Source organism: Enterovibrio paralichthyis, from assembly GCF_019209835.1.
GTDB lineage: Bacteria > Pseudomonadota > Gammaproteobacteria > Enterobacterales > Vibrionaceae > Enterovibrio > Enterovibrio paralichthyis.
Map to the genome: position 1 here is coordinate 219,844 of NZ_JAHUTS010000008.1, position 12,003 is coordinate 231,846.

The 12,003-nt window shown below is 48.3% G+C and carries 10 protein-coding genes and 1 tRNA gene; 7 read left to right on the forward strand and 4 right to left on the reverse strand.

Annotated elements, in window-relative coordinates:
* The first annotated feature begins 9 nt into the window (after positions 1-9).
* The 3 genes from galK (at position 10) to KU854_RS12285 (ending at position 3,414) form a co-directional block, all read left to right on the forward strand.
* A complete protein-coding gene (gene galK, locus KU854_RS12275; protein ID WP_218358820.1) occupies positions 10-1,170 on the forward strand; it encodes a galactokinase in 1,161 nt (386 codons plus the stop codon).
* Between the two features lie 9 nt (positions 1,171-1,179).
* Entirely contained in the window at positions 1,180-2,247 is a 1,068-nt protein-coding gene (gene galM, locus KU854_RS12280; RefSeq protein WP_218358821.1) for a galactose-1-epimerase, read from the forward strand.
* A gap of 165 nt (positions 2,248-2,412) precedes the next feature.
* Complete coding sequence (locus tag KU854_RS12285) at positions 2,413-3,414, forward strand: substrate-binding domain-containing protein (RefSeq protein ID WP_218358822.1); 1,002 nt, start codon at positions 2,413-2,415, stop codon at positions 3,412-3,414.
* A 54-nt stretch (positions 3,415-3,468) separates the two neighbouring features.
* Here KU854_RS12285 and folD read toward each other — a convergent pair whose 3' ends face one another.
* The 4 genes from folD to KU854_RS12305 form a co-directional block, all read right to left on the reverse strand.
* Positions 3,469-4,323: a bifunctional methylenetetrahydrofolate dehydrogenase/methenyltetrahydrofolate cyclohydrolase FolD gene (gene folD / locus KU854_RS12290; protein WP_218358823.1), complete on the reverse strand. Its 855-nt coding sequence runs from the start codon at positions 4,321-4,323 to the stop codon at positions 3,469-3,471.
* Positions 4,324-4,530: 207 nt separating this feature from the next.
* The gene (locus KU854_RS12295) at positions 4,531-5,247 is read right to left on the reverse strand and encodes a S1 family peptidase (protein WP_218358824.1); all 717 of its coding nucleotides are present in this window, start codon (positions 5,245-5,247) and stop codon (positions 4,531-4,533) included.
* A gap of 517 nt (positions 5,248-5,764) precedes the next feature.
* The gene (locus tag KU854_RS12300) at positions 5,765-6,952 is read right to left on the reverse strand and encodes an MFS transporter (RefSeq protein ID WP_218358825.1); all 1,188 of its coding nucleotides are present in this window, start codon (positions 6,950-6,952) and stop codon (positions 5,765-5,767) included.
* Between the two features lie 182 nt (positions 6,953-7,134).
* Positions 7,135-7,620, reverse strand: coding sequence for an MgtC/SapB family protein (locus KU854_RS12305; RefSeq protein ID WP_218358826.1), 486 nt, complete (start codon positions 7,618-7,620; stop codon positions 7,135-7,137).
* 292 nt (positions 7,621-7,912) lie between these two features.
* Between KU854_RS12305 and KU854_RS12310 the strand changes: the two genes are divergently transcribed.
* The 4 genes from KU854_RS12310 (at position 7,913) to clpX (ending at position 11,811) form a co-directional block, all read left to right on the forward strand.
* Positions 7,913-7,989 (forward strand) — tRNA-Arg (locus tag KU854_RS12310).
* Positions 7,990-8,359: 370 nt separating this feature from the next.
* Complete coding sequence (gene tig, locus KU854_RS12315) at positions 8,360-9,661, forward strand: trigger factor (protein WP_218358827.1); 1,302 nt, start codon at positions 8,360-8,362, stop codon at positions 9,659-9,661.
* 107 nt (positions 9,662-9,768) lie between these two features.
* Positions 9,769-10,392 carry an ATP-dependent Clp endopeptidase proteolytic subunit ClpP gene (gene clpP / locus KU854_RS12320; protein WP_054780406.1) on the forward strand — a complete coding sequence of 208 codons (624 nt, stop codon included), beginning with the start codon at positions 9,769-9,771 and terminating at the stop codon, positions 10,390-10,392.
* Positions 10,393-10,530: 138 nt separating this feature from the next.
* A complete protein-coding gene (clpX, locus tag KU854_RS12325; RefSeq protein ID WP_218358828.1) occupies positions 10,531-11,811 on the forward strand; it encodes an ATP-dependent protease ATP-binding subunit ClpX in 1,281 nt (426 codons plus the stop codon).
* The last annotated feature ends 192 nt before the right edge of the window (positions 11,812-12,003 follow it).

Consider the following 12,003-nt stretch of genomic DNA (forward strand, 5'->3'; position numbering starts at 1 on the left):
AGAAGTCCAATGTCTGATTTAATCCATAATGTGAAGGCGTCTTTTGAGCAAGTACTGCATTACCTCCCTACCCACATTATTCAGGCGCCGGGTCGTGTGAACCTGATTGGTGAACACACCGACTACAACGACGGCTTTGTACTGCCTTGCGCCATTAATTATCAAACCGTTGTTGCGGCGGCAAAGCGCGACGACAATCAGGTACGTCTGGTGTCTGTCGATTACGGCAACGCGGTTGATGAGTTCGATCTGACCCAGGAAATTACCTTCCAGCAAGACAAAATGTGGGCGAATTACATTCGTGGCGTGGTGAAATGCCTGCTGTCCCGCGGCTATGCTCTGGGTGGTATCGATCTTTCCGTGAGCGGCAACGTACCGCAGGGCGCGGGTCTGAGCTCATCTGCAGCGTTGGAAGTCGTGATTGGCCAGACCTTCAAAGAGCTGTTCAACCTTGATATCACCCAGGCGGAGATCGCGCTGGTGGGTCAGCAGGCGGAAAACGAATTCGTGGGCTGCAACTGCGGCATCATGGATCAGATGATCTCTGCTGAGGGCAAAGCAAACCATGCGTTGCTGCTCGATTGCCGTTCACTGGAAACTCAGGCTGTATCGATGCCGGAAGACATGGCGGTGGTGATCATCAACTCCAACAAACGCCGTGGTCTGGTCGACAGTGAATACAACACCCGTCGTCAACAATGTGAAGAAGCGGCCCGTCATTTTGGCGTTAAAGCACTGCGTGATGTGACGCTGGCGCAGCTAAATGCTGAAGCGGACAAACTGGATGACGTGGTACTGAAACGCGCCCGTCACGTGATCACTGAAAATGCACGTACTTTGGAAGCAGCGAAAGCGCTGGCTGACAACAACATGACCCTGATGGGCGAGTTGATGGCCGAATCCCATGCCTCCATGCGTGATGACTTTGAAATCACAGTAAAAGAAATTGATACCCTGGTTGATATCGTGAAAAACGTTATCGGCGAGCAGGGCGGTGTGCGCATGACCGGTGGCGGTTTCGGTGGCTGTATTGTGTCACTGGTGCCACCATCACTGGTGGATGCGGTAAAAGTGGCGGTTGAAGAGAAATATGAAGCGGCCACCGGCCTGAAAGCCTCCATTTACGTCTGTAAAGCCATGACCGGTGCGGGTCTTGTTGACGCTCAGTAAGGGTTTTTTATGGGAGCCTTTACGACACTGACTCACACCATGAGCGCGCATAATGCGTGTGACGGTAAACCTGCAACTCTGGTGTGTTTAACCAATACAAAGGGTATGGAAGTGGTGCTGATGGATATCGGCGCCACCTGGCTAAGTTGCCAAGTGCCTCTCGGTGAAAACGACCATCGTGAAGTGTTGCTGGGTGTCAGCAACATGGCAGACTTTCAGGCGCAGAAAAGCTACATGGGCGTGACGGTTGGCCGCTATGCCAACCGCATTGCGAAAGGTTTGTTTTCACTGGATGGGGAAACGTATCAGGTTGCAGTCAACCAGGCCGGGAACTGTCTGCATGGCGGCAACGAGGGTTTTGACAAACGTCGCTGGAAAATCAGCGCGCAATCATCCTCATCCGTTTCTTTTTCTTTGGTTTCACCCGATGGCGATCAGGGGTTTCCCGGTGAGCTGTCTGTGTTGGTCACCTATACACTGGATGACGACAACGGGCTGACCATTGACTACAAAGCGACGACCGATAAAGCCACGCCAGTTAATCTGACCAACCATGCTTACTTTAACCTGCAGGGGGCTGACAGCGGGGAAGACTGCCTTTCCCATCATTTGACGCTGACGGCGGATGGCTACGTGCCGACAACGGAGTATGGGATCCCGTTGGGAGAGCTTGCCAGCGTTGATGATACCGCGTTCGATTTTCGCGCCGGTAAAACCTTGCGTCAGGATCTCTTGACTGATCACCAACAAAAGGCGGCAAAAGGGTACGACCACAGTTACCTGTTTGATTGTGCGCGAGATGTGTCTGCGCCAGTGGCAACTGTGTTATCGCCGGATGCCAAATTGAGCCTGGTGGTATATACCGATAAACCTGCTGTGCAGCTTTATACCGGCAACTGGTTATCTGGCACGCCAAACCGTGAAGGTGGCGAATACCGTGACTACGCAGGTTTTGCACTGGAAACCCAGTTTTTGCCAGACTCCCCAAACCATCCAGAATGGCCGGTTGCATCTTGTATCCTGCAGCCGGGCAAGGCTTACCGCTTTTTCACCCGCTACCAATTTTTGAATCATTAAGCGAGCAACACAGCGTAAGGTGACTTACGCTGTGTAATCGTTAACAACACAAAAAAGTGATGTATTACAATCCGTCACGCATGGTATGTTTCTTTTCAGTTTTCAAAGAATGTAATTACTTTCACTGATTCTTCAGTCTCCGACGCCAGTAGTAAGAGGAAGTCTATGGCCACTATCAAAGATGTTGCGAAAGAAGCTGGCGTCTCAGTGGCGACTGTTTCACGCGTCGTCAATAAATCTCCTAAAGCCAGCCAGGCATCGATTGAAGCGGTGACCAAGGCGATGGCGAAATTGGGTTACCGTCCGAATGCGAATGCCAGGGCTCTGGTCAGCCAAAGTTCAAACACCGTTGGTGTGTTGGTCGCCGATGTGTCCGATCCGTTTTTCGGCAGTATGGTTAAAGCGATCGACCATGTCGCCAGAGAGCAGGGTAAGCAGATCCTGATTGGCAACGGTTATCACGATGCCGAAGATGAACGCAATGCACTGGAACTTCTGATCAACAGCCGCTGCGAAGCCATTATTGTTCATGCGAAAGGGCTGTCCGACGAAGAGCTGACAGCGTATGTGAAAGAAGTGCCGGGGCTGGTGGTGATTAACCGACATATCCCACAAATTGCCACACGTTGTATAGCGTTGGACAACTTTAAAGGGGCGTACCTTGCTACGGACTACCTTATCCGCCAAGGGCACAGTAAAATCGCTTGTATCGCATCCTCGCGGGATATTGAAGATACCCAGGCGCGTATTGAAGGATATCTGGCAGCGCTTAAAGACAACGGCATAGCGCTCAGTAAAAGCTATATCGAATACGGGGAGCCCAACAGTGATGGCGGAGAAAGCGCCATGACCAACTTACTGAGTAAATCCCTCGATATGTCCGCCGTATTTGCCTACAACGACAACATGGCAGCAGGCGCCATGATGGTGCTGGAACAAAATGGCATTGCCGTACCGAAGCAGATGTCTGTCGTCGGGTTTGATGATGGAATTCTTGCCCGGTTTCTTAATCCCGGGTTGACCACTGTCCGTTATCCTATTGAAATGATGGCCGAGCGCGCGGCAAGGCAAGCACTGTCACTGTCTCGTGGTGAAATGGGTGATGAAGAAACTGCTGTATTTTCACCGACTTTGGTAAGGCGTAATTCTGTGGCATCACACAGCTAATATGTCAATGTAATGCAGCAGATCACTCTGCTGCATTCCAAGGGATATTGGTGCTTATGAGTGGAATTGTTCGCAGGCTAGTAATGTGTTTTCAATCAGTGTTGCTACGGTCATCGGGCCAACACCTCCCGGTACGGGGGTGATATGGCTGGCATGTTTGGCAGCAACCGCATATTCGACATCCCCAACCAATTTACCAGTATCCAATCTGTTGATACCTACATCGATTACAACCGCACCCGGTTTAACCCAATCGCCAGGGATAAAGTTCGGTTTACCCACTGCAACAACGAGTAAGTCAGCTTGACGGACGTGACCTTCAAGATCTTTGGTAAAACGGTGGCAGGTAGTGGTTGTACAACCGGATAATAATAGCTCCATGGTCATTGGACGACCGACGATGTTAGACGCACCAACGACGACAGCGTGTTTGCCCCGAAGCGGAATATTGTATCTTTCCAATAAGGTAATGATGCCTTTGGGTGTACAGGAGCGGAGTTTTGGAATCCGCTGACACAATCTACCCACGTTGTATGGATGGAAACCATCTACATCTTTCTCAGGGTGAATGCGCTCGAGCACGTTGGTAGCATCCATTTGAGCCGGTAGTGGGAGTTGAACCAAGATACCATCAATTTCTGTATCTTCGTTGAGTGAATCGATAAGAGCCAATAGATCTGCTTCGCTCGTCGATGCAGGCAAATCGTAGGATTTTGATACGAAGCCAACTTCAGCACATACGCGGCGCTTACTTCCAACATAAACTTGTGAGGCGGGATCATCACCTACCAGCACAACAGCAAGCCCCGGTGCTCTCAAACCAGCTGCTTTTCGTGCTTCGACGCGTGCCGCCACTTCTTGGCGAACTGTTTTTGATATTAGTGTTCCATCGATGATTTGAGCGGCCATGTTATTCCTTGGACAAATTTAGGAAAGATTAACTGCCGCTATTTTGTCAAAAAAAGTGTGACTTAGCCATAGCGCAAACGTTTGCGCTATGGGCGATGGAATTGAAAGGGTGCTGTTACTCGGAGTTTCTAATTTTGCAACTCAAAAATGGTGCTTGTGGGGCGGCGAAACGATGAAGCACGGTTACCTAAAAATTTTAGTACCGGATTAATCTTTGAGGAAGGCTGTAGTAAACGTATCTTTTGTCACCGCCAGATGCTCAATGGTGTCACCGTAAAATTGTTCTACTTCACTGATCAGCCAGTCACGTACAAAGTATGTCGACACAAAAATACTGGTTCGTTCGTTACCCAGCTCGCTACCGTCAAGCATTCGAAATCTTGATCCTGACATCCCTGAGATAATTCCTACAAGCTGTCCTTTTGCGTTGAACGCTCCACCACCACTCATTCCTGATTGCACTGCGGCATCTGTAATGCTCGCAGGGCAGCGCGCAAACATTTTGCTGTCAACAAAGTTGACGTCTTGGTAATACTTGCCCTCTCCGACAAGCGTTTTTCCTGTTAGTCCACGACCGACAGTCTTGATGCTCTCTTGCGAGTGAATCTTGCCGAGAGAAGCGAGTTTCTTACCTGTGTTGTCTTCTTTTATAAGCGCTATGTCGCAATCTGGATGGTACGCAACGACTTCACTGAAGTCTATTTTCGCAACATGCTTTGCCGTTAGGCTCAATTCTGAAGTAAGGGGGACGCTGGTGCCGTGACCGCCAAGCAAAAAGGGGATGCCAACAGGCAAATAATTTACAGAAGGAGTGTTGGTTTCATTTTCATTGGCGTATTCAAGTGGGCCATTGATATGGACGCACCCTGACAGTGTCAATAGTGCAACAACTAAGATCATCGTCGAACGCTTAAAAAGGTACATGCTCAAATCTCCCGTAGTGTGACGACTGTCTCAAAGTTGACAGTTAACAGGAGCCTAGGAAGCCGTTACAGAATGTACAAATATTGGTAATTATTTTTTATTGAGAATTATTATCTCTCTGATATATATGGATTATTATCGTTGACTGGGGTCGTGATTGGCTGAAATGTTAGCCTGATGTCAAATTTTTACCGTAGTCCATGTTTTTTTCTCTCTTTTGTCTGGCTTTTGATGTGTTTTTAACCCATGCGTGCTCATTTTATTAGTCAGTATGAGTTTGGTGTTATGTTTTTGTTAACGTGACATTCGTCACGGAAAATATGTTTTTCGATAAAAAACAAAAAGATAATATTAATGTCGGATTGGTATAAGGCTTGCGCTCAAAACATGACGGAAATTTGCCGTCTGAAGCGGTACTTTAGTATTTGAGAGTGATTTGTAGAGAAATCTGGATGGTATAGGAAGTAAAAAAGCGTGGCGTTGTTTTGGGTACAAGCCACGCTAAACACGCTAAAGATTACATATCCATTGATACAGCGTTATCAACGCCATCAGTACCGGTATGACGGTTGCGCTTGGTAGATACCAGCATATAGAGAAGCGTTGCAGCGAAGCAGACAACGAAATAGAACATCAGCCCACCTTTCACCTGCATTGCTTTGCCGGCTAATACTGGCCCCACGACTGAACCGACACTGTAGCTAAGCAGCATAAGCTCCGCCGCTGCAACAATTTTTGATTCACAAACGTTTCGACAGGCAAGGGTGATGGCGACAGGGTAGAGTGCAAATGCCGAAGCACCCAACAAGAACATGCCCGCCATAACACCTCCAGCAACAGTGGCAATCTCAATCATGGCAATAGACAGCAAGCCTGTGAAACAAAATACAGCCATCAACAATGCTTTTTCTACGCGGGAGTTTAGCCAGCTCACCAAAGGCTGAACTATCATTCCGCCAAGAATGACGATTGCCATTAGCGCACCGACCTGACTGTGGCTGTATTTGCTTTCCAGTTCCAGCGGTAACAAGCCATAAATAGAACCCAATACCAAGCCGGAAACGATACAGCCAATGTAAGCGGCTGATGGAAGCAACTTCATTTCACTGACTTTAATACTTGAGTGGCCTACTGCTTTTGGGCGGCCATTTTTAAACACAACCGGTGGCAATACCGCGGCAAAGAAAATCGATGCCACAATCATGAGTGGCAGAGCATCGTTTGTGCCAAAAAGGCCGATACCCAATTGACCAAGCGCTGAACCACCATAAAGTGAAGCCATATACAGACCGAGACGCTTTGCCCGCGCTTTTTCTGTGTCTGCCATCAGCAGCCAGGACTCGATAACAACAAACACCCCGGCAACCGCGACGCCGGCGATAAAGCGCCCGACCAACCAAGCGGGTGCTGAGCCGAACACGGCCATGACCGCAACGGTGCCCACCACAACAAGTAGAAAGGCGACCAGCGACTTTCTGTGACCAAAGCGCCCCACAATTCGTGCACTGATCAACGCACCGCCCAAGAGTCCTGCATAGAATACGCTTGCAAGCCAGGATGCCAGGCTTACTGACATACCGCGTGATTCCAGCGCAAGCGGAATTAGGCTCATCAAGTAACCTGATGCAATAGCAAATAAACTGAGGCTGAGCACAGGTACAAGTGGACTGTTGCGATCAGCCTGAATAACAGGGTTCTGCTGCAATTTCTTTCTCTAGACGATTGAATGAAACTAAAAAACCCGCGTAGGACACGCAGGTTTTTGGGAAGAGTTTGGCGCGATTATTATTTCGCCAACTCGAAACGTAAAGTGAGATAAATTAATCGTGACGACAAAAAATGTCGATTAACGACTTGGTTTCAGCTCAAGCCTCGCTACTGTTCGTTTCAAGGCAATATATCGTCTTTTTTCCGCTTCCTTTCCCAGCGTTTGTGAACACCTTTAGTCAGGGAAGAAAAGGTTGTTTCAACCTTATCTATTCCAACCAGGACAAATAGTACAAACCCGCATAAAATCAGAGCCTGTCGCCAGTAATCAAATGCGATGACCATTCCAAGGCCTGCCATCAACCAAACAACTGCCGCTGAAGTAACTCCCTGAATTTGCCCATCGCGTGCCATCATGACACCGGCACCCAAAAAGCCGACCCCGGTAACGATTTGACCCAACACGCGGGCGTGATCAAGCGAATTGTCTGAAAGGGATGTAGCCAGACGCATAAAAAGATAAGTGCCGAGTACTATCAGTATTGCGGTGCGGATCCCAACGGGTTTTCCTCGTAGCTGCCGCTCTAAACCCAATATCCACCCGCAAACCGCACAAGTTAAAACACCTTCCCAGCTAAATGGGGTGATATCAAAAAACTCGACCAACTACCTTTTCTCCATAGTGAGGTAAACAATGATGTAATTAGTGCGAAATATCGGTCTAAGACGGTAAAAGAACAATAGTGCGGGAGATGAAATGATTTAATCGTGATAAAGAAATCCGTTTCTGAATGGCTCTTTTGACATTGAATGGCGGAAAACGGACAAACTTTCCCCATTTAGCGTAAGCGTGCTGGTTAATTAAACATTTGACGGGAAAGGTAACGGAAAAGCGTTGACGGGGATTCTCGTCGCTTTATAATCCTGCCCTGCATTCGCGCGATTGTGCAAATGAAGTGCGCCCTTAGCTCAGTTGGATAGAGCAACGGCCTTCTAAGCCGTGGGTCACAGGTTCGAATCCTGTAGGGCGTGCCACTTTCTCTTCCTCCCCATCTGTTCAGATTCCCCTTTGTTCTCTAATCTCTAATCTCTAATCTCTAATCTTCTATCTCGCATCTCTTAATCTTCGCTTTCCCTCTTGAATTCACATTTCCCGCCCCAACCTCACAGAAACACGACGATGGACTTGACCCGTCTCGACTCGACCGAGCGGTGCCGCTATAATGGCGCGTCTTAAAAATCGCACCTTGTTTATCGAGGGTATTCGATACCGTGCACAATGTGCCGTGTATCCAGATTCACAGGCGCTATGGTGAATGATTCGCTGTAGCACGAAAGGATGCTACCGGCTATGCCGGGCAACATCACTCAGTGACCCTGAGTAAGTTTTGAGGTTAAAAATACAATGCAAGTTACCGTTGAAACCACAGAAGGCCTAGAGCGCCACCTGACTATCACCGTTCCAGCAGCAAACATCGAAGATGCTGTGACTGCAGAACTGCGCAACATCGCTAAAAATCGTCGTTTCGATGGTTTCCGTAAAGGTAAAGTGCCTTTGAAGATGGTTTCTCGTATGTACGGCAAAGCAGTACGTAACGACGTGATGGGTGAAGTGATGCAGCGTCATTTCATCGAAGCAATCATCAAAGAGAAAATCAACCCAGCAGGTGCACCGACTTTCACTCCAGTTGATACTACTGAAGGTCAGGATCTGGTATTCAAGGCTTCTTTCGAAGTTTACCCAGAAATCGCACTGAAAGATCTGGATCAAGTTGAAGTGGTTAAGCCACTGGCTGAAGTAAAAGAAGAAGACGTTGCTGAAATGATCGAGACTCTGCGCAAGCAGCAGGCTTCTTGGTCAGAAGTTGACGCAGCTGCTGAAGCAAACAGCCGTGTAACTATGGACTTCACTGGTTCTATTGACGGCGAAGAGTTCGAAGGCGGTAAAGCAGAAGGCTTTGCACTGGTTATGGGCCAAGGCCGCATGATTCCAGGCTTCGAAGACGGCATCGTTGGTAAGAAAGCTGGCGAAGAATTCACTATCGACGTGAACTTCCCAGAAGACTACCACGCAGAAAACCTGAAAGGTAAAGCGGCGAAATTCGCAATCAAACTGATCAAAGTTGAAGCACAAGAACTGCCAGAACTGACTGAAGAGTTCGTTGCACGTTTCGGCGTTGAAGACGGCAGTGTTGAAGGCCTGAAATCTGAAGTTCGTAAAAACATGGAACGCGAACTGAAGCAAGCGGTTAAGAACAAGACTAAAGAGCAAGTGATCGACGGTCTGGTTGAGAAAAACAACATCGACGTTCCTGCAGCGCTGATCGACCAAGAGATCAATGTTCTGCGTCAGCAAGCTGTTCAGCGTTTCGGTGGCAACATGGAAAACGCGCCAGAGCTGCCACGTGAGCTGTTCGAAGAACAAGCACGCCGTCGCGTAGTTGTTGGCCTGCTGCTGGGCGAAGTGATCAAGTCTGAAGAGCTGAAAGCAGACGAAGAGCGCGTTAAAGCGCTGATCGCTGAAATGGCTTCTGCATACGAAGATCCAGCTGAAGTAGTTGCTTACTACGAAAAAGACCAGCGTCTGATGGAAAACATGCGCAACGTTGCGCTGGAAGAACAAGCTATCGATGCACTGCTGGCTAAAGCACAAGTTTCTGAAAAAGAGCAAAGCTTTACTGAGCTGATGAACCCAGCTCAAGCTTAAGTGCTAGAATTGTTGAGTGGACATTTGACTTAGAATTCACTCTTCTGATAACAATGGTCCGTATGAAGTATTTTCATCCGGGCCATTTATTTTAGGGAAATAACACTATGAGCTTTCAAGAAAAAAACGGAATGCCTTCGATTATGGATGCACTGGTGCCGATGGTGGTCGAACAAACCTCCCGCGGTGAACGTTCGTATGACATCTATTCCCGCCTTCTGAAAGAGCGTGTGATCTTTTTGACCGGTCAGGTTGAAGATCACATGGCTAACTTGGTGGTTGCGCAGCTGCTGTTTCTCGAATCCGAAAATCCGGATAAAGATATCTTCCTGTACATCAACTCTCCAGGCGGTTCTGTAACAGCAGGTATGTCTATTTATGACACCATGCAGTACATTAAGCCAGACGTGAGCACCGTGTGTATGGGTCAGGCTTGTTCAATGGGTGCATTCCTGTTAGCGGGCGGCGCTGAAGGCAAACGTTACTGTCTGCCTAATTCACGTGTGATGATCCACCAACCACTGGGTGGTTTCCAAGGTCAGGCGTCTGATATCCAAATTCATGCGCAAGAAATTTTGACGATCAAAAACAAGCTCAACAAGTTGTTGGCAGAGCATACTGGCCAACCGCTGGAAATCATTGAGCGTGACACCGACCGCGACAATTTCATGTCGGCGCAAGATGCGGCAGATTATGGTCTGGTCGATGCAGTTTTAAATAAACGCGATTAATTTTTAGTTCTGAGACAGTTAGGTGGTACTGACACTTACTGTCTCAGAATTGAGTCAAACGGCCTTCGGAAATTTCTGCTGAGTTGTTATAGACTCAAATCATGGCAAACATGGGCGAAGGCCTAAAGAGGTTAGCGAATGACAGACAAGCGAAAAGACGGTGGCAGCGGCAAATTGCTCTACTGCTCTTTCTGCGGCAAAAGCCAGCATGAAGTACGCAAGTTAATTGCTGGACCTTCTGTTTATATCTGCGATGAGTGTGTTGACCTGTGTAACGACATCATTCGTGAAGAAATAAAAGAGGTCATGCCTAAGCGCGACAGCAACGAGCTTCCGACTCCCCAAGAGATCCGTGCGCACCTCGATGATTACGTCATCGGTCAGGATCGCGCCAAGAAGGTGCTTTCTGTTGCGGTTTACAACCACTACAAGCGACTGAGAAACGGTGACACGACGGCAGACGGCGTTGAGCTGGGTAAAAGTAACATCCTTTTGATCGGCCCTACTGGTAGTGGTAAGACGCTGCTGGCAGAAACACTGGCCCGATTCCTGGATGTGCCATTTACCATGGCAGATGCCACCACGCTGACTGAAGCCGGTTATGTGGGTGAAGACGTTGAAAACATCATCCAGAAGCTGCTTCAGAAGTGTGACTACGACGTAACTAAAGCCGAGCGCGGTATCGTCTACATTGACGAAATCGATAAGATCTCCCGCAAATCAGACAACCCATCTATCACCCGCGACGTATCCGGTGAAGGTGTGCAGCAAGCGCTGCTGAAACTGGTTGAAGGTACGATCGCATCTGTTCCGCCACAAGGTGGCCGCAAGCACCCACAACAAGAGTTTTTGCAGGTTGATACCTCAAAGATCCTGTTCATCTGTGGTGGTGCGTTTGCCGGTCTGGACAAAGTTGTTGATCAGCGCGTAGCGAAGGGCAGCGGTATTGGTTTTGGTGCAGAAGTACGCTCTAAAGACCAAGAAGCAACCCTGAGTGATTTGTTCAGCAAAGTTGAACCAGAAGATCTGGTGAAATATGGTCTGATCCCTGAATTCATTGGTCGCTTACCAGTGACTGCGATTCTGGGTGAGCTGGACGAAGACGCCCTGGTACAGATCCTGCGTGAACCAAAGAATGCGCTGACCAAGCAATACGCAGCACTTCTTGAACTGGATGGCGTAGAGCTTGAGTTCCGTGATGACGCTCTGACGGCGATTGCGAAAAAAGCCATGGATCGTAAAACCGGTGCACGTGGTCTTCGTTCAATCGTAGAAGCGGTATTGTTGGACACCATGTACGACTTGCCTTCAAGCAAAGATGTTACCAAAGTGGTGATTGATGAGTCAGTAATCAAAGGCGAATCTGATCCGCTACTGATTTATGAAACATCAGAAAGTCAGGCAGCAGGCGCTGAGTAAGTCTTATATTGTGTGCGGTTAAATTGCTTATTTAACCAACAAATTACCGAAAAAAAGGGAGCATAGGCTAATGCCAGTCAGTTAAGCTGACTGGCTTTCTTTTTATTGGGGTATTTCTTTGCCTTAGGCTTCACGGCTCTCGGGTATATTCGATCTTCTCGCTTAATGGGCAACACATGATGTATCGCCTCC

Bases quoted from the DNA above. Each gene is read 5' to 3' on its own strand.
- clpP (WP_054780406.1), top strand. From the start codon at position 9,769: ATGAGCTTTCAAGAAAAAAACGGAATGCCTTCGATTATGGATGCACTG.
- folD (WP_218358823.1), bottom strand. From the start codon at position 4,323: ATGGCCGCTCAAATCATCGATGGAACACTAATATCAAAAACAGTTCGC.
- galK (WP_218358820.1), top strand. From the start codon at position 10: ATGTCTGATTTAATCCATAATGTGAAGGCGTCTTTTGAGCAAGTACTG.
- KU854_RS12295 (WP_218358824.1), bottom strand. From the start codon at position 5,247: ATGTACCTTTTTAAGCGTTCGACGATGATCTTAGTTGTTGCACTATTG.
- clpX (WP_218358828.1), top strand. From the start codon at position 10,531: ATGACAGACAAGCGAAAAGACGGTGGCAGCGGCAAATTGCTCTACTGC.
- galM (WP_218358821.1), top strand. From the start codon at position 1,180: ATGGGAGCCTTTACGACACTGACTCACACCATGAGCGCGCATAATGCG.
- KU854_RS12285 (WP_218358822.1), top strand. From the start codon at position 2,413: ATGGCCACTATCAAAGATGTTGCGAAAGAAGCTGGCGTCTCAGTGGCG.
- tig (WP_218358827.1), top strand. From the start codon at position 8,360: ATGCAAGTTACCGTTGAAACCACAGAAGGCCTAGAGCGCCACCTGACT.